Below are 17,912 nucleotides of genomic sequence, written 5' to 3'. Positions count from 1 at the left end.
TATAGTTGAATGTTTTTAAAATGTGTTTTCTGTCTCAGTCGCTTCAAGCATTAGGTAATGTAAATCGGTGTTTTTAATAAAAGTCTACAATGTTGACTTCTAGTTTTAATTACAAGCAAACATTATGTTTACGACTTGTATTGACAATATGTATTTTAAATAAAAAGTAAAGAGTTAGAATATATCTTTTGAAGCACAAAATAGCATACAGGATTATTTTTATTATAACCATACAAAGAGGCTATTTTTCTGGAAAATTTAAAATATTAATTGAATTCCATGTCCATAATATGTAGAAGCATAAACATATAAATTATTAAAACCCAATGTTATTATAAATCGCAACTTTTATCAATAGTTGGGTTAGGTTAGCCAATTAAAGAACAACACAAATTAAAAATATGGAGTATAACTTCTTCTTTACTCATTAAAATTGAAAAGGAAACTTAAAGTAAAGAAGGAGGAGGACGAGAAAAAAGCTGACCAGAAGCAAAGTTGCTTAAGGTAATAAAATTGTAGCTTTTGATACTTTCTCCCTGAATAGTATATTCAGTAATTTCAATTGCGAAATCCTGTGAATCAGAAGTAAATATTGGAGTTAAATTATGTGTAATGGCATGGTTACAAATAGTACAGTGCAAGGCATGATCCTTATCATCAGTATGTGATAATATATGAAGCCCTGTCATTTTCATAGAAATGAAAAGAACAAGGAACACACAGGTAATGCTATTTTTTAAACCACCATTTTTCACTAACACAAACTTACTAAAATAAACTAAAAATTATGTTAATATAATCTAAATAAAAGGGTTAATATCTACTTTTATGGCGTTAAAGACTTTGATTTTATACTTGCAAAATAGAAGTAGATAATTGAAAATAAATATAGTAAAGCATCAAAAATAAAAATTTGAAAGAGAATTATGATACAGAACAGTTCATATATTACTTTAAAAAAGAATAACTTCATTATCTTTACTTCTTACTAAGAAGAACTACAAGATGTGGAAAGCACACTACGATAAATTAAGTAAAGAAAAACACCCTCCTGCTCATACTTTGAGCCAAACTTTGGATTTTATGTCTCGTAAGGATAGGTTAAAGAATTTGAAGGCAATTGATTTAGGATGCGGTAATGGTATAGATACTTTTGCATTGTTGGAGGAAGGATTCAACGTATTGGCAATAGATAAGGACTCCAACGCTTCACTACTTCTACAAAAGCATATAAGTTCTAAACATCTAGTAGTATTTAGTTTTCAAAATTCATCTTTTGAAAGTTTGGATGAGCTCCCTTCTGCTGACTTGGTCAACGCTTCTTTTTCTTTACCTTTTTGTCATCCGAATAAATTTGAAAAACTTTGGTCTAATATCACCAGTTGTATCAATCCCGAAGGTTTTTTTTGTGGGCATTTTTTTGGTCCAAAGGATTCATGGAGTTCTAATAGTGATATGACCTTTCATAACATGGAAGCCGTAAAAAAATTATTTGAAGAGTTTGAATTATTATATTTCGAGGAAACTGCCAAAAATGGCAAGACTCTGTCGGGAAAAGAAAAGTTTTGGCACGTTTTTCATATTGTTGCAAAAAAACAAGAATAAATCACTGTGTTTACAGTCCCGCTCTTACTGCAATCCGTTGAAGTGTTTTTTCAGATATAATCCATAGAACGAATGCATAAAGCACATTTTCTAGAACAAGACTATAGTATATACCTTCAATACCAAAATATCTAGTCAGTGCTAATACAATAGGTACAAATAGAAACAATTGACGGCCAACAGGTAACAAAGTAGCCAATTTAGCTTTACCTATTGATTGAAATAGAATGATACTACTAGAAGATATTGGAATGACCAATAGGATGCTCATTATCATTCGTACATTAAAAATTTCAGCTTCGTTAAACGTTTTATTTGGTAACATAATATTTATAATAGTTTCAGGGAAAACCAGTATGGGAATAATTATTGCTGTACCAAGCACAATTCCTGCTAATCTATAGATAGATACACCTTTTAGGCACCTATCTTGTTTATTAGCACCATAGTTGATTCCAATAACTGGTTGCATAGACTGGTAAAGTCCCAAAAGAGGAATTGCCAAAAAGGTAAACAATCTAAAAACGGCATTGAAAAAAGCCATAGCCTCAAAAGTTCCGTATAAAACCACTAATCTGAACAGTAGAAATTGCCTGAATAAATTAGACAGCTGTATTGAAAATGCCGAAAACCCAATACTCAAAACATTCTTGAGAATTTTGTATTCCAACCTTATTTGGAAACGACCCGTATGAAATGTCGCCTTCCCTCGTATAAAATATAAGGATGTCAATAAGCTGTAAATAAACATAGCTGCTATGCTACTCCATGCAGCACCAGCTACACCCATACGTAAAACACCAATGAACAGAGGTGTAAATACTATATTTAGAATTACGGAAATCAGCGTAAATTGCATAGCATGTCGTATTTTCCCTTCTGCACGTATCAAACCGTTGGCTGAAAGACCATAAATACTGAACAGTGCTCCCAAAATGTATATCTTATAATATTCTAAAGCGTAGGTAAACAATGCTCCAGAGACTCCTAAAACAGAAACTATTTCTTTCGAAAAAATGAACCCAGGGATAGTGACCATAGCTGCTCCGATAAGAGACAAGGCTATCATGTTCGGGATAATTTTGCTCTGGACTTCGACCTGATTTGCACCTATGACTCTACTAAGTACAGATGCAGAACCCACCGCTACAAAAACGGTAACACTGGTAACAACCAACATTAAAGGAAACAACATAGAAATACCTGTAAAAGCCTCTGTTCCTATAAAATAACTGGTGTAAAATATATCAACAAGTCCATTGATGGATATCACCATCATTCCCAAAATGCTAGGTACAGAAAGCCTTAATAAAAGTTTCCAAAGGTTGTCATTGATAAAATCAGGATTTTTCTTCAAGTTTTCGTGGTGTAAGTTTTATAGGAATGTGTTTACGCTTCGAATTTTCAATACCCTTTTAAAACGTAGTTTTATTAAAAAGAACCAATGATATGCCAAAGAGCAAAAAAGTGGTTACCAAAATTTCCATTAAACCACTTCTAATAGTATGGTTTCTTGTTGTTACATCGATATTTAGATTGAATTCGGGAAGAGTTTCGTAGTCCTTTTTCGTTATTTCTTGATTTAGAAACAATTTATCAAAATAAAAGCTGGTAATACCCTTGTGAAAGCTCTCAATTGACTGATAAAAGGATTGAAAAATTCCAGAATCTGTTTCAACAATTTCATTAAGAATTCCTTGTGTATTTACTGCTGGGTTTGCCCATCGAAATAAGGAAATCTTCTTTTGCCTTCGTCTAACTTGATAGAAGTAGCTGGACACCTCTTTTCTATGGTGGTTATCATTTAGTGCCGTAAAAGCAGCATAGGCTTTGGCCATAGTATTTACGCCAATCAAAGAATCCGCTTCCTTCAAGTCGTTCCGGTTCTGTAAGTATTCGAGAACTACTGCCTTAGCCTCATTCAAATCGTCTTCGTTTTCAAGGCTTCTTCTACGAGTAACATCAGCAATTGACGTATTATCAATTGGATACACAAGATTTGCATACACATTCAATACAGCTGGGAGAACAATTAGAAATAGAAGCCATAAGCTAGCGGCACTAATGGCGGTTAAAGAAGAATTTTTTTTAAGACTAATCAACAAAAACATCAACGCAAACCAAAAACTGAAATAACATAAAATGGCAGATATCCATAAAAAAATGGACAAAACCTCCAACTCTCTTGAAACCAAAAAGCCAATGGATGACAAGAGGATTCCCGACCCGACAATCAGGACATAATAAAAGCCAATTCTGATTAGCAGTATTTTTCTTAGTCCAATGGTTTGCAACCTCAGTAGGGGCAGCATCCCGTTTTCCTTTTCCTCTGCATATAATCCATAAGTGAAAGCTATTATAAGTAAAGGGAATAAATAAATAAGCACAAAGGATAGATCAAAATTTCCTGCATATAGCTTCAATGGGTTGGCCAACTCAATTTGAAATAATTGGTAATACAGGCTCGTGCCAGTCAATTTGTAATAATAAGGCTCTATATCCCTTTGTCCTAGAGACATGTGAGCTAAACTATGAGGGTTTAAGATGGCATGGTAGCCATGTCGATACCATGCATAAGCGGGCTTTGAAGCTATATCGAATAGTTGTTTTTCCTTAACCAACGTATGGTCGCTGTAAAAACTCTCTTTATAGCTTTCAAATTCCTCCTTTTCAATTTGTTGTACATTGTTGATTGTCTTTTGTTGTTCTGTTATTTTGGAATATCCATAGTAGATGGCATACGTACCCAATAAAAAAATAGTAGACAATATGATTATTTGAAAAGTATTTCTAATAATGGAAATACCCTCTCGTTGCCATAATAATAAAATTAATTTCATATCAATTTATTTTTAGAGGAAGAAGGAATGATAAAGAACATTATCAAAACCCAAAGGGACAATGAAACAATTTCCATCCAATAGTATTTGAAAATCATAGTTACCTTAGGTACTAAATATTTAAAATCCGATATGGTTTTCCATAAGTTCTTTCCTACTTTGTATTCATAGAATTCTCCATAACGCGAATTCTTTGCCATATCGTTGTTCATCGTACGTATAAGATGACGACGATAGGTGTTGGTCTTTTTTTGAAAATCATTAAAGCTATACCAATCGGTTGCTGCAAACGCCATTGAAAGATTCCTTACGGCTATATAAGGAGCAAAAAACCCCATTAAACTTCCCATCCTGTTTTGAAGCTCAATTTTTTTGTAAAGGGTTGCATCATGAAAATCATACACTTTATTAGCATATTCTTCCCCTTCTTGCATTCGTATTCCTTCAAAATTCAAAGGAAGCTGATTAAGAGAGTCAACTCCATACTGTTGTAAATAATGTTCTTTTAGCCTTGCTATTCTCTTTTCCCTAGTATCATTAGGGTTCATGCCATTTACAATATCATTTTGGATAGCTTCTTTATATATTTTCGTGGATGGTAAGGAGTATAGGGTTTCGCCAAGATTGGCAGAAGTCTTTGGTATAATGATTCCTGTTGCTATCCAGAATATCAATAAGGTCAGAAGAGCGTTTCTTGCACTCGAAGATTTAAGGGATATCCAAACTGAAAAATTCGTAAAAACCCATAAATACCCAGCATAAACAAAAAAGAGAAGTAAAATGCGTAACCCCATATCACTAATCATAGTACTTGTTTTTTCATAGACCCCCACTATATATAAACCCATAAAGAATAGAACTATGATTACAAAAATAATTAGGGAATAAGCCAAGACCTTGCCCAAATAAATAGACCTTATCGAAACTCCTTGACTAACCAATAATTTTAGAGTCCCTGTCTTCTTTTCTTTGGTAAAGGTTTGAAAAGTGATGAATATAATGAGTAGAGGCAATAATAATTGGAGTACCAAGGCAGCACTTAATTCCCCGAAACGAATCATATTACCATACCCTTGTGCCGGTCTAAACATAAATTCATGAGGGTAGTGAGCCTCTAAATAAACAGATGTTCCAGTATAGGTATCCAATCCAAAATCAAAAAGACTAAGAAGTGTCTTAGGTTTAAAAACATAAGTGCCATAGTGGGCGGCAATATGAGGGTGTTTGTTTCCTTGACCTAACCATTCTGCCCTTCTTTCTTTTTGTGCCCTTTCCACCATAATCTGTTGCTGTTTGTAAGCAATATGCCCTGCATAGAGTGCAAACCCTAGGAGAATTATAATTATAGCAAATAAAATTTTTAAAGAGTTTTGCCTTGCCATACCTTTAAGTTCCTTTCCTGTAATTAAAAAGACTTGACGTTTCATATTATGTGTGCATATGTCTTAAATACTTTTGCTCTAAATCCTGAAAAGAAACTTGACTTGATTCCATTTTATCGACCAGAACCCCTCCTTTCATAATCCCTATGTGTGTTCCTGTATCCTTTGCTCGAAAAAGATCATGGGTAGTCATTAAAGTGGCTACTTTTTGTTCTTTCATTTCCAGTAAGAGTTCAGAAAATTCATTACTAGCCTTTGGGTCTAATCCAGATGTGGGTTCGTCTAAAAGTAGGATTTTAGCCCCTTTTGCCCTTGCCAAAGCAACACCTACTTTTTGTCGCATTCCTTTAGAATAACTACTCACCCTTTTTAGAACAAAATCCTTTTGCAATCCTGATTGAATCAATAAGGCTTCTAGTTCTTCTTTATTTTGATTGCCCCCTTGAAGACCACAAAAAAAGCGAAGGTTTTCAAGCCCTGTCATGTTTTGGTACAATTGTAGATTTTCTGGAATATAAGATAGCCATTGCTTTGTTTTTCGAGGATTTTTTTCTACATCCAAACCATTGACGAAAGCTTTTCCTGAAGAGGGTTCGATAAAATTTAAAAACAAGTTGATAGTCGTTGATTTTCCGGCTCCGTTTGCTCCAAGCAAGCAAAAAATATCGCCTGCTCGGATGCTTAGGTTTAAGGTATCCAGTGCTGTAAAATTACCGTATTTTTTTGTAAGGTCTTTGGCTTCTAACATATTATTAAAAATTATTGATTCAACTGTTCAAGACCTGTGATGTATCCTCCAGTTGATGTAAATTTTTTAGATACATTGCCAGTAGCTATATCATAAGAATAGACAGCATTCTCATCATTGGTAGAGGTGGTAAAAAGTAGTGTATTATTATCATAAGATTTCACTATCATGCTTCTCTTATATGACGTAGGCAAACCCTTAACTACCCCCTCTGATGTTTTTGAAGCAAGATTTATTTTAACATATTTGAATTGTGGTAATTTTGTTTTAAATTCCCAAAAATCAGTTTCATCTTCAACCTTTTTAGTGAAAGTAAGTCCATTAGCTGTAGGATAAATACCGTAACATATATTACCTACTGCTTTTTCAAGATTAAAGAAATAGCTAGAATCAAAATCGGTTTGACCATTTTTAATACGGAGCACCCCACTTGGGCCATTACCACCAGCGTTGGTAGTACCTAAAGCCTGTATGTAAATATCTCCATTCTTTTCTTTTATCATACACGGACCAGTTTCACCACCGAAAATCATTCCAGTTCTATCGTCAACAATTACTTTTTCTACAGTGCGAGTATTCAAATCAATCACTGCAACATAGGCCGAATCATTTACTGGAGAAAAATTTTTCTCGTAGTGTACCCCCATAAACAGCTTACCATCACGTTCTATCATACCCTTGTAGTATGTACGAGTAGCTTTTGGAAAGCGTTTGGTAATAAGAGTTAATGAGACTTCCCCTGTAATACGCATTGTGGTTGGATTAAAAATGATAAGCTTTGAAATACCCCCTGCAACAGAAGCATAGGCAATGCTTTCACTTTTAAAATAAATAGTTGAAAAAGTATTCGCACCTGGTACAATTATTCGCTCTTTTTCAACTGCATCTCCGTTATCGTTGAATGAATATTTTACTAAAGTAGCAGGTGCACCAAATGGCGATGCGTACAAAGAGCCATTATAGGAAACTGTACTTGCATTTCCTGTTAATTCTGCTGCATTTTCGTTTCCTATGGTTGAAAAATTCAAGTCCGTTAGACCTTGAATGTACGAAGTCTGATTAGGCCATGCACCGCTTACAGTAGTAATGCCAAAATTTACTGGAACAGGTTCCTTTTCATCGTTAGAATTATTGTCATTACTGCAAGAAGTTGTGGCAAAGATTAAGACGATTGAAAATGTTAATACTGAGATTTTTTTAAAAATTTGTTTTTTCATCTTTCGAATGTATTTAATGTTAATATTTATTTATAAAAGTTCTAAGGGTTACATAAAACGCTTGCCCTGGCCGTTGTACACTAAAATTATCAAATACTTTTTCATTGAATATGTTAGTATGCTCTAAGGTAATTGCCCATCGGTTTTCAGGATGTGAAAAGGTAACTCCCAAATTTTGTACGAATTGAGAGGGAATTGTATTCTTGAGATCCTTGTTCCCGTCCACCGACCAAAAGAGATAAAATTCGTTAACGTAATTTGCAGACCACCAAGCCGAAATGTTGTTTTTTGTATTTAGGAAATTGCTTTTATGATAGCGTATTTCGCCATTCCCGAAAAAATATGGGATATTGGGTAATCTTGCGTTGAAGTAACGATCATCCACAGCTCCTACAATGTTTTTTGGGGAACGGTTTCTTAAATCTTGATAAGTAGCATTGGCCTTTATATCCAGAAAATCAAATGGACGATAGCGCAATTCCATATCTACACCAAGCGTACGTGATCTCAATAGATTTTGATATTGGGCATAAAACTGGGAGGTTCGCAACCAGATAACATTATCCGTATCACGGTAAAAAAGATTGGTGTCACAGTTGAATTTTTGGGAATTCAGTTGAAATCCTAAATTGAGATTGTGACTTTGTTCTGGTTCTAAAAACGGGTTGGGTCTTACCAATGTAAAATCTCCAAAGAGTTCAAATTCATCAGGAAGTCTGGTTGCATATTCGTAGGAAGATTTTAAAAGAAAAAATTTTGTAACATGATAACGTAACGACTGGAGAAAGCCAAAATTGGATGCTTCTTGTTGATTGGCTACGAGTTTAAGATTTTGTATGGCGTATCCATCGGCATTCAACCAAAAATGTTTGACGGCTGTATAGCTCGTTAAATCCTGTGAGAAACGATGCTCATAGGAAAGTCCTGTAGCATTCTTAAAAAGTTGGGTTGGGTTGGCGAAAAAATCCTCTCCATAAAACTCGGCTGCAACAGGATCTTTACCTATTCTTCTAAACCATGCAGTAAAAAGATTCAATGTGAATTTTCCTTTCTCCCATGGATGGTAGTTTATGTTAATTCGGTTCAAGACATTTTGAGAAGTAAGTTCTAAAAAATTACGCGAGGCGGAAATCTCTCCGCCATCTGTACGTCTATCATATATCTTACCATCCCAAGTGTAGGCATTTAGTGTTGTATCAATAAAATGCCCTCTTGTACGGTTATAGGCACTATACCATTTTACATCCGTTTTCTTTAGAATATGCTTTTTTGCATATTCTAAAGAAGCACCTAGAGTTGATTCGTCATAGGTTACTTGCCCATAGGGCTGGGCCATAATAGCATTGTGCTGAACATCATCTTTGAGCCCTGAATAACGTGCGTTAAAAACTAAACGATCGGCATAATCTTTGTCATAAACCCCTGTATAAAGATTCACCAGATAGTTAGAAAATTTATCGTGAAAACGCTTGACAGTCGCTGGAATTGGGTTTCCGAATTCATCGGGGATTTCAACATCTACCTTATAATTATTATCGGAATGGTTAAAAAATGAATGTATCCCGAACATCCATTTATTATTGGGGTTTGCCAATTGTGCGTTTAGGTTCACCTTATGGCTATTGAATGATCCTATAGAATAGGAAGCATCTAAATAATCTGAATAGGATTTACGGGTAATGATATTGATGCCTCCTCCAAGGGCATCTGCACCTAAATCAACGGGCACTACTCCTTTGTAGACCTCGATTTGTTCTATTAGGTTTGCTGGTAATACATTTAATCCTAGTCCTGAACCAAAATAAGAGAGTGGAATCCCATCCAAAAAAAAGGGTACAGATTTTCCAGTCATTCCGTTGACATAAATTTCGGCATTACTTCCAAAACCACCCGTTTGACGCACATTCACCCCAGAAATTTGCTTTACGATATCGCTGGTATTTGTATTTCTATCGCGGAAATTTTTCGTTTGCAATACCGATACATTGGCCGTGCTTTCTCTTAGTTGTTGGGTTTTTGATTTTCCAACGAGCGTTATTTCCTCAAGTTCAGTTTGTTGGGGTTTTAAATTTAAACTTATTTGAACCTTGGGTTTTTGTGTTGAAATATCAACGATGGAATAAATTGTTTCAAACCCAATATAAGAAACCTCTATGTTGTACTTTCCTTTGGAAAGTTTATCGAAACTAAAAAAACCTTTTTCATCTGTAATGGTTCGTTTATTTAGTTCGATTATTTGAACATGCGCTCCAAATAAAGGTGCTTTTCGATTGTCTGTTACTATCCCTAATATTTCTCCATTTTGGGAATAAAGGACCGAGCTTACAAATAAGCTTAAAAAGAATGCACATGTAATTTTCATAGAGGTTTTAACAACTAGTTCCTTCATAGGATATAGATACATTATTTGGTATTGTTTTTTAGCCATTATAGGTTAGTTTTTTTATGAGACCCTGTTTTTCCATCTCTTTTAATACATCTTTTTCTTTTTCGGATAAGGTATTTTTATTGAGCAATCCATCTGATTTATCCCATAGGTTTTTGGCTTCACGAGAAAGCCAATAAGCTCCATCACTATTTTTTCCCATAAGACAATCCAATCCATTTTTTTTACTGACGGATAGTATTTCGTGATTTTTTATTAGATAAATAGGCACCTCTTCTGTTAAAGCTAACGTTTCTCGTTCCTCATTGTAGAGTAAAAATGCCTTTTCTTCAGAAACTGAAATAAGCCTAGAATCTTTTGGATTCATTTCAAAAACCTCTATTTCGGTTTCCATATGGCCATTAACGTCAATGGAATATTTGACTATTTTCACTGGTGTCGGTTCTTCGGAGTGATTACAGACTACAGCGGTTCTTTCATTTCCTTTGTCTATTACATTGACAAGCGAAATTTTCTCAACCCAAAAATGATCATCAAGACGGGTCTTGGAATACTTTACACTTCCATTATTATGAACCTCTGAAATTAGAGAGTATTTACCCAATGGTGCGTCATGGGGAATACTATATGTGAAATAATAATGACGACCTGCCTGAATATTGGTTAATATTTCGACGAGTTTTTCTCGCTTACAAGATCCTTCCAGATAATCTGCCAGTACCAACAGAGGGATATTCTTATTTAAGTATTTTAGTTTTTGAGATGATTCTTCCTTACTTTCTTTTTGGTCTGGAAAAGCGATAACATAATCTTCAAAAAGCATAGTAATATTGTCTTTGGGGTCTTTTACTCCGATTTTTACAAATGGACACAAATGGACACCTTTTAAATGTGATGTGTTGAAATTCCAGTGTATCGTAACTGTTTTGCCTGGAATGGTTCTTTTTGGGAAAATGCTCATTTTTATTTTCTCAATTTTTTAATATTTTCTTTACTGTATTTTTCTGGATATATTTTAAACCATTTTTCAACCGTTTCCGCTCCGAAATAATCGTAAGTAGTAGACAAGAGAAATTCCAGTTTTTTGAGATATTTTTCTTTTGCCTTGTCAGGATTGATTTTCATATCCTCTTTTCTTTGGGTTTTTTCTGCTTTTGTAGCAGGAAGATGATGGAAGTAGGGCGTATTAAAATATTCTATGCTGAATTTTTGGTAAAGGGGAGTAAACAAAATAAAGTTGTGCCACATCTCGTCTAAGATTAATAGGTCATCTGGAATAAAAATCCCCGAGATTTGGCTTATATATAAGAACTTCAGGGTTTCCAAAAGGATATCTTGGGCTTCGGTTTCTGAAACATTATACATATCCATAAATCGTGATATCACATTCTCATCTGTGAAGGATAAGAGTTTGTTTAATTTATCTTCAGTAATTTGGTTCATATTCTTGTGGTTTTTACTTTTTGTATTAAGTTTTAAATAGCGATAGGATAAATATCCTACCGCTATAATTCTGAAACTATAAGGTGTTAGAGCAGTGTCCGCAATTGCTACAATGTGTGCTTCCACTTGACTGCTTTGCCTTATTAGCTAGAATTTCTGAAATCATAGATTCCTTAGTTTTCATAACTGTCGTGTTTAAAAGTTATACCTACTCTATTTACAAGGTTTTCGATTTCCCCTTTTGTTGCAACATTCTTAAGTTTGTTAAACATTATATTAGGCATACATGCCTACCACAGATATCGTTTAAAATTTTCAAATAAACTTTTAATAAATTGAAAAAATATAAACGAGCTCCATAGAAATTCTTTGAATGTCTATATTTGATTATTATCCTATATGCGTATATCGTAGTAAAAGCAAATTAGATAATCAAAACAAAATTGAAGTATGGGAAGAGTTCTAAAATTCACAACCTCTTTCTCTTGTTTGTTGAGTAAAGACGGAGTTACGAATCTCTCATTTACGTAATGCACCTTCATTTAGAGTCAATATTATTCCAAACGAGACTTGCTGAGTCCGAAAACTCTTTAATGAGACTAAAATGTAAATGAAACTCTTTATAGTAAAAATGGAGGGGGACGCGAAAAGAGCTGATTTGCAGCAATAGTACTTGAGATAATAAAATTGTAGTTTTTAGTTATCTCTCTCTGAACAATTGGTTCAGTATTTTCTATTGTGAAATCCTGTGAATCAGGAGTAAGTACTGGAGTTAAGTTATTTGTAATGGCATGGTCACAAATAGTACAATGAATTGTGTGGTCTTTGTCATTTGTATGGGTCAACAGATGAAATCCTGCCACTTTCATTGAAATGAAAAGGACAAGAAGTAGATAAGTGATACTATTTTTTAGACGACCATTTTTCATCAAATGCAAATCTACTAAAATAATCTAAATATTATGTTAATATAATCTAAATAAAATTTAATGTTTTTTTAATGATTATAATCTTCACCCCTACCAATTTCCAGTTTAAATGAAAGTGCTATAGATAAGATAGCACAAATTATCGAACCGAAAAATGTAATGAGACCAATAGTATTGTTTCTAATTTTTATCTAATTATTTTATTTTATTTACAACTTGGTTTCGTGTTTTTTTTTACATTCATAAAGTAAAATGGTCGATTTTTTCTTTGATTTTAATAATCTAAGTCGCAGTAAAATTATGTTTTATTTTTAACTATGTAATAAAAACTACAAGAAAACTAATAATAAAATTAAACTTTAAAACTTTTCTAATATTAAAATTAGAAAGGCTTTTTAGTTCGTTAGCCTAATTCTAATAACACTAAAGCTATTTTTGAGTTACGCTCTTGTAAAGAAATAAATAAATTTGTAACTATAAAAAAGAGTTCGAAATTTTGATGAAGCGAAAGATTTTATAGTAATTTGCGACAAACTTTATAAAGAAGAAAATCGTATTTTTTGGTTGCTTCAATATAAAAACGAAATTATTGGAAATATTGTTTTACATAGAATTTCCTTAAAAAACAATTTTGCTGAAATTGGTTATAAGTTAAAACCAGCTTTTCAACAAAAGGGTTTTATAAGTGAAGTCCTAAAAGAGGTTTTAAAATTCGGATTCCAAAAAATAAAATTAAAAACTATTGAAGCTTTCACTCATAAAGATAATACAGCTTCAATTGTATTATTAGAAAGATATAATTTTGTATTTCAACCAGAAAGAACAGACAAAGGTTTTGAGCATAATCGAATTTTTAAATTAGAAGATAACTAACAGCATGATTTTTAAAATTGAAAAACACTGTCTTTGCCTTGTATTGCTCTTCTGCTCTACTACTGGATTTTCTCAAAATTCTACCTTTCTAAAAAAATCTGACACCTTAAATAAACAAAGAAGAAATGCCATAATTATTACAGAGAGTGTTTTAGCAGTTGGTTCTTTAATGGCATTAAACGAACTTTGGTATAAAGATTACGAACGTTCGAGTTTTCATTTTACAAACGACAATGCAGAATGGAAGCAAATGGATAAAGTCGGGCATTTTATGACTTCTTATTATGTTGGAAAAGTAGGAATGGAAGTGTTAGATTGGGCTGGTGTTTCTAAGAAAAATCAACTTATTTATGGTGCTACTTACGGATTTACGTTTCTTACAGCCGTAGAAATTTTAGATGGCTTTTCAAAAGAATGGGGCGCTTCTGCTGGTGATCTTTTGGCAAATGCAGCAGGAACAGGTTTGTTAATTGGGCAAGAATTACTTTGGAACGAACAGCGAATTATCGTAAAATACTCTTTCAATCAAACTGAATTCGCAAAACAACGTCCAAACACGTTAGGAAAAAATTATTTACAACAGGCTTTAAAAGATTATAATGGGCAAACTTATTGGCTTTCTGCCAATATTTGGTCTTTTAACAAAGAAAGTTCGTTTCCTAAATGGTTAAATGTTGCTTTTGGTTATGGTGCAAATGGCATGTTATATGGAGAAACAAAACCATCAAACCCTTTTCCACAAGAACCTTACAGACAATTTTATTTAAGTTTAGACTTAGATTTAACAAAAATTAAGACAAAATCGAAATTCTTACAATCTATCTTTTCTGTTGTCAATTTCATAAAAATTCCTGCTCCAACCCTAGAGATTAACACCAAAGGTCAAATAAAATTTCATTATCTATATTTTTAATAAACTTTAACACATTAACAATCATTATCTTATAGATTAAGTCGTAAATTTGCGCTCGCAAAACAGAAAGATATTATTTATCAAAAATAAATTCATTTTATTCGGTATTGTTTTAATTTTTATCAATGCAACAACTATTGATAAAAAAGAGGTTTCAAAAAAGGAAATCACAGAAACAAGAATAATTGCTTTTCCTAAGCTTGTAGATAATTCGATTCTATACCTTCCTAAAGATTTTATGGCATTTAAAGAAGCAGTTGCTTTTAAAGAATCGCAAGGAAAATACACTGTTGTAAACACTTTAGGATATTTAGGAAAATACCAATTTGGACGCACCACTTTAGAGCGTTTTAGAATTTACAACACACAAGCTTTTTTAAAAAATCCTGAGTTACAAGAAAAAGCGTTTGTTGCTTTATGTAAGGTAAACAAATGGATTTTAAGAAAAGACATTAAACGTTCGGTTGGAAAAACTATTAATGGTATTAAAATTACAGAGTCTGGCATTTTAGCAGCTGCTCATTTAAGTGGTGCTGGAAATGTAAAAAAATTCTTAAGAAGTGGAGGAACAGAATGTTTTTCTGATGCTTATGGGGCAACCATTCAATCTTACTTGAGAAAATTTGGAGGCTATAATGTTTCTAGTATTATTGCAGATAAAAAAGCGAGAGTTTAAAAAGGTTCTATTTCTGTTTTCATAGAAATAGCAAAAAAAATTACTTCTGAATTATAAAAATAGCAGGTTTTTTGTGTAAATCTGGTGTGTGATGTTTCCAGTTTCGAACAGACATTGTTTTTATATATTCTGTTGGTAAGGTAATATCTGCAGCAATACACAAATTTGTTGTTGGCGCTAATGTTGCTTTTAAATCTGCAAACATTTTTTCGTTTCTGTAAGGTGTTTCAATAAATATTTGAGACTGGTTTTTATCTTTAGAAAGCTTTTCTAAATCTTTTATTACTCTTTTTCTTTCGCTTTTATCAATAGGAATATAGCCATTAAATGCGAAGTTTTGCCCATTCATTCCAGAGCTCATCATTGCCATTAAAATAGAAGAAGGCCCTACTAAAGGAACTACTTTAATGTTTTTTACGTGTGCCAATCTTACAATACTTGCTCCAGGATCTGCAATTGCTGGTACTCCTGCCTCCGAAAGTAAACCAACATTTATTCCCTCTTTACAAACATCTAAATATTTTGTGGTTTCTAATTCTTCTGCATATTTATCTAACAACATAATATGCAAACTTGGTTGCGATTTTTTTGGAGAAATTTTCTTGATAAATCTTCTTGCAGATTTTTCGTTTTCAACAATATAATAGTCGATTTCTTCTATTACCTTTTTTACTGATAGTGGCATTACCTCTAAAGGTTCTACTGCATCTCCTAAAGTTGTGGGAATTAAATAGAGTTTACCAATCATTATTATTATTTTTGAAGGTGATTTTTTTTTAATACTAATTTTACGAATTTACAGAAATAAAAAATATTTTTGATACAGATTTTATAAATTATTACACTGAGATTTGTAGAGATACACAGAGACAAAAATTTTATAACATTACAACTTGCGTCTTTACGAGAAAAAAAGACACAGATTTCACGGATTTTAACTAATGATTGTAGGGAAAAAAGATAGACACGAATTTCTCGAATTTTACAAATTATCAGCTATAACCTCACAAGCTTCATCTAACATTTTATACACGTTTTCGAAACCTTGGTTTCCTCCATAATAAGGGTCTGGAACAGAGTTATTTTCGTTAGGCTGCGATTCGTTTAAAATCATTTTTACTTTTTGTTCGTCTTCTACATTTCTTGCTAATGAAAGAATATTATCGTAATTACTGGTATCCATCGCATAAATAACGTCGAAAGTATCGAAATCTTTTACGGTAAATTTTCTTGCTCGTTGGTTGGTAATGTCTATTCCGTATTTACGAGCAACATCAATAGAACGTTCGTCTGGCAGATTACCAACATGATATGCTGCTGTTCCTGCAGCATCTACAAAAACTGCAGCTGTATTTACTTTAGATTCTAAAATACCTTGTGCTAATGGCGAACGACAAATATTCCCCAAACAAACCATAAGTACTTTTTTCATCAGAATAAAATTTAAAAAAATGATTTTTTAAAATCGAAATTTAAAATGTTAACTTTTTAGTTAAGTCGTCTACGTATTTTCTAAATTGCTTGTCGGTTTCTGTTAAGTTATCTACAGTTTTACAAGCGTGCAAAACAGTTGCATGATCTCTTTGCCCTATTTGATTTCCAATACTTGCCAATGAGGTTTTTGTTAATCTTTTTGCAAAAAACATCGCTAATTGTCTTGCTTGCACAATGTGTCTTTTTCGTGTTTTCGATTGCAAAGTAGCAACATCCATATCGAAATATTTAGATACTTCTTTTTGAATGTAATCTATAGAAACTTCCTTTTTTGTGTTTTTAACAAATTTATCTACAATTTGTTTTGCCAATTCTAAAGAAAATTCTCTTCTGTTAAAAGAAGCTTGGGCAATCATCGAAATAATTACGCCTTCCAATTCTCTAACATTCGATTTAATGTTCTTGGCAATATATTCTACAATTTCTTCTGGCATTTCTACACCATCTCTATACAATTTATTTTGTAAAATAGAAATTCTTGTTTCGTAATCTGGTGCTTGTAATTCTGCAGACAATCCCCATTTAAAACGAGATAACAATCGCTGTTCGATATCTTGCATATCTACAGGAGCTTTGTCTGAAGTTAAAATTACTTGCTTTCCATTTTGGTGTAAATGGTTAAAAATATGGAAGAATACATCTTGTGTACCTGCTTTTCCGGATAAAAACTGAACATCATCAATAATTAAAACATCTATCATTTGATAGAAATGAATAAAATCGTTTCTGGTGTTCGACTTTACAGAATCTATAAATTGTTGTGTAAATTTTTCCGAAGAAATATATAAAACCGTTTTATCTGGGTATTTGTCTTTAATATCTACACCAATTGCGTGCGCTAAATGTGTTTTACCTAAACCAACTCCACCATAAATTAAGAGTGGATTAAATGAGGTTCCACCAGGTTTGTTGGCAACAGCCATTCCTGCAGAACGTGCCAATCTGTTAGAATCTCCTTCAATAAAATTAACAAAGCTGTAATTAGGGTTTAATTGAGATTCTATTTTTACCTTCTGTAAACCTGGAATTACAAACGGATTTCTTAATTCTCTCTTATTAGATTCTAAAGGAACTGTAACTTTTTGTGGTTTTAATGGATCTCTATTAGAACTTGGAATTTTAACTATTTGCGGTCGATTGCTGCTATAGTTATTTTCCATTTTTACATCGTAAATTAGTTTTGCATCGTTTCCTAATTGCCTTACCAACGCAACACGTAATAATTTAATATAATGCTCTTCTAACCATTCATAAAAAAACTTACTAGGTACTTGTATGGTTAATGCTTCTCCTGATAATTTTACAGGCTTTATTGGTTCGAACCATGTCTTGTATGCCTGAGGTTTTATATTATCTTTTATAAAAGATAGGCATTCGTTCCAAACAGAGTCAGCATTTATAGTCAT

At 32.9% G+C, this 17,912-nt stretch carries 14 protein-coding genes and 1 pseudogene; 4 read left to right on the top strand and 11 right to left on the bottom strand.

What is annotated here, in order from left to right; genetic code table 11:
- The first annotated feature begins 1,005 nt into the window (after positions 1-1,005).
- Complete coding sequence (locus J3359_RS00075; RefSeq protein ID WP_208078637.1) at positions 1,006-1,605, top strand: class I SAM-dependent methyltransferase; 600 nt, start codon at positions 1,006-1,008, stop codon at positions 1,603-1,605.
- A 10-nt stretch (positions 1,606-1,615) separates the two neighbouring features.
- Here the strand turns inward: J3359_RS00075 and J3359_RS00070 are convergent, their stop codons facing one another.
- From J3359_RS00070 to J3359_RS00035, 8 genes are read right to left on the bottom strand one after another with little or no spacing between them, the layout of a single operon-like run.
- Positions 1,616-2,962, bottom strand: a complete 1,347-nt coding sequence (locus tag J3359_RS00070; protein WP_208078635.1) for an MATE family efflux transporter — start codon at positions 2,960-2,962, stop codon at positions 1,616-1,618.
- A gap of 58 nt (positions 2,963-3,020) precedes the next feature.
- Complete coding sequence (locus tag J3359_RS00065) at positions 3,021-4,445, bottom strand: DUF3526 domain-containing protein (protein ID WP_208078634.1); 1,425 nt, start codon at positions 4,443-4,445, stop codon at positions 3,021-3,023.
- Positions 4,442-5,872 carry an ABC transporter permease gene (locus J3359_RS00060; protein ID WP_208078633.1) on the bottom strand — a complete coding sequence of 477 codons (1,431 nt, stop codon included), beginning with the start codon at positions 5,870-5,872 and terminating at the stop codon, positions 4,442-4,444. Before J3359_RS00060 ends, J3359_RS00065 begins: the two co-directional genes overlap by 4 nt.
- Position 5,873: 1 nt before the next feature.
- On the bottom strand, positions 5,874-6,575 hold the full coding sequence (locus J3359_RS00055) for an ABC transporter ATP-binding protein (RefSeq protein WP_208078632.1): 702 nt from the start codon (positions 6,573-6,575) through the stop codon (positions 5,874-5,876).
- Positions 6,576-6,586: 11 nt separating this feature from the next.
- Positions 6,587-7,792: a DUF4374 domain-containing protein gene (locus J3359_RS00050; protein ID WP_208078631.1), complete on the bottom strand. Its 1,206-nt coding sequence runs from the start codon at positions 7,790-7,792 to the stop codon at positions 6,587-6,589.
- A gap of 19 nt (positions 7,793-7,811) precedes the next feature.
- A complete protein-coding gene (locus tag J3359_RS00045) occupies positions 7,812-10,220 on the bottom strand; it encodes a TonB-dependent receptor (protein ID WP_208078630.1) in 2,409 nt (802 codons plus the stop codon).
- Entirely contained in the window at positions 10,213-11,139 is a 927-nt protein-coding gene (locus J3359_RS00040) for a hypothetical protein (protein ID WP_208078629.1), read from the bottom strand. Before J3359_RS00040 ends, J3359_RS00045 begins: the two co-directional genes overlap by 8 nt.
- A gap of 2 nt (positions 11,140-11,141) precedes the next feature.
- Entirely contained in the window at positions 11,142-11,747 is a 606-nt protein-coding gene (locus J3359_RS00035; RefSeq protein ID WP_208078627.1) for a UCP032817 domain-containing protein, read from the bottom strand.
- Positions 11,748-13,060: 1,313 nt separating this feature from the next.
- Between J3359_RS00035 and J3359_RS00030 the strand changes: the two are divergent.
- From J3359_RS00030 to J3359_RS00020, 3 genes and pseudogenes are all read left to right on the top strand, one after another.
- A pseudogene (locus J3359_RS00030) lies at positions 13,061-13,423 on the top strand (GNAT family N-acetyltransferase); the annotation flags it as partial.
- A 4-nt stretch (positions 13,424-13,427) separates the two neighbouring features.
- Positions 13,428-14,336, top strand: coding sequence for a DUF2279 domain-containing protein (locus J3359_RS00025; protein WP_208078626.1), 909 nt, complete (start codon positions 13,428-13,430; stop codon positions 14,334-14,336).
- 49 nt (positions 14,337-14,385) lie between these two features.
- On the top strand, positions 14,386-15,012 hold the full coding sequence (locus J3359_RS00020; RefSeq protein ID WP_208078625.1) for a peptidoglycan-binding protein LysM: 627 nt from the start codon (positions 14,386-14,388) through the stop codon (positions 15,010-15,012).
- A gap of 40 nt (positions 15,013-15,052) precedes the next feature.
- Here J3359_RS00020 and J3359_RS00015 read toward each other — a convergent pair whose 3' ends face one another.
- The 3 genes from J3359_RS00015 to dnaA all read right to left on the bottom strand — a co-directional run bounded on the left by J3359_RS00015 (position 15,053) and on the right by dnaA (position 17,912).
- The gene (locus J3359_RS00015) at positions 15,053-15,760 is read right to left on the bottom strand and encodes an SAM-dependent methyltransferase (protein WP_208078624.1); all 708 of its coding nucleotides are present in this window, start codon (positions 15,758-15,760) and stop codon (positions 15,053-15,055) included.
- Between the two features lie 234 nt (positions 15,761-15,994).
- Positions 15,995-16,444, bottom strand: coding sequence for a low molecular weight protein-tyrosine-phosphatase (locus tag J3359_RS00010; RefSeq protein WP_208078623.1), 450 nt, complete (start codon positions 16,442-16,444; stop codon positions 15,995-15,997).
- A gap of 40 nt (positions 16,445-16,484) precedes the next feature.
- On the bottom strand, positions 16,485-17,912 hold the full coding sequence (dnaA, locus tag J3359_RS00005; RefSeq protein WP_208078622.1) for a chromosomal replication initiator protein DnaA: 1,428 nt from the start codon (positions 17,910-17,912) through the stop codon (positions 16,485-16,487).

The organism is Polaribacter cellanae, from assembly GCF_017569185.1.
GTDB lineage: Bacteria > Bacteroidota > Bacteroidia > Flavobacteriales > Flavobacteriaceae > Polaribacter > Polaribacter cellanae.
Note: the sequence above shows the minus strand (reverse complement) of the source record. Positions and strands in the feature narration are given on the sequence as shown.

What these genes read in the sequence shown, in the direction of transcription:
- J3359_RS00075 (WP_208078637.1), top strand. Translation starts at nt 1,006, where the DNA reads ATGTGGAAAGCACACTACGATAAATTAAGTAAAGAAAAACACCCTCCT.
- J3359_RS00065 (WP_208078634.1), bottom strand. Translation starts at nt 4,445, where the DNA reads ATGAAATTAATTTTATTATTATGGCAACGAGAGGGTATTTCCATTATT.
- J3359_RS00060 (WP_208078633.1), bottom strand. Translation starts at nt 5,872, where the DNA reads ATGAAACGTCAAGTCTTTTTAATTACAGGAAAGGAACTTAAAGGTATG.
- J3359_RS00055 (WP_208078632.1), bottom strand. Translation starts at nt 6,575, where the DNA reads ATGTTAGAAGCCAAAGACCTTACAAAAAAATACGGTAATTTTACAGCA.
- J3359_RS00050 (WP_208078631.1), bottom strand. Translation starts at nt 7,792, where the DNA reads ATGAAAAAACAAATTTTTAAAAAAATCTCAGTATTAACATTTTCAATC.
- J3359_RS00045 (WP_208078630.1), bottom strand. Translation starts at nt 10,220, where the DNA reads ATGGCTAAAAAACAATACCAAATAATGTATCTATATCCTATGAAGGAA.
- J3359_RS00040 (WP_208078629.1), bottom strand. Translation starts at nt 11,139, where the DNA reads ATGAGCATTTTCCCAAAAAGAACCATTCCAGGCAAAACAGTTACGATA.
- J3359_RS00025 (WP_208078626.1), top strand. Translation starts at nt 13,428, where the DNA reads ATGATTTTTAAAATTGAAAAACACTGTCTTTGCCTTGTATTGCTCTTC.
- J3359_RS00015 (WP_208078624.1), bottom strand. Translation starts at nt 15,760, where the DNA reads ATGATTGGTAAACTCTATTTAATTCCCACAACTTTAGGAGATGCAGTA.
- J3359_RS00010 (WP_208078623.1), bottom strand. Translation starts at nt 16,444, where the DNA reads ATGAAAAAAGTACTTATGGTTTGTTTGGGGAATATTTGTCGTTCGCCA.
- dnaA (WP_208078622.1), bottom strand. Translation starts at nt 17,912, where the DNA reads ATGACTATAAATGCTGACTCTGTTTGGAACGAATGCCTATCTTTTATA.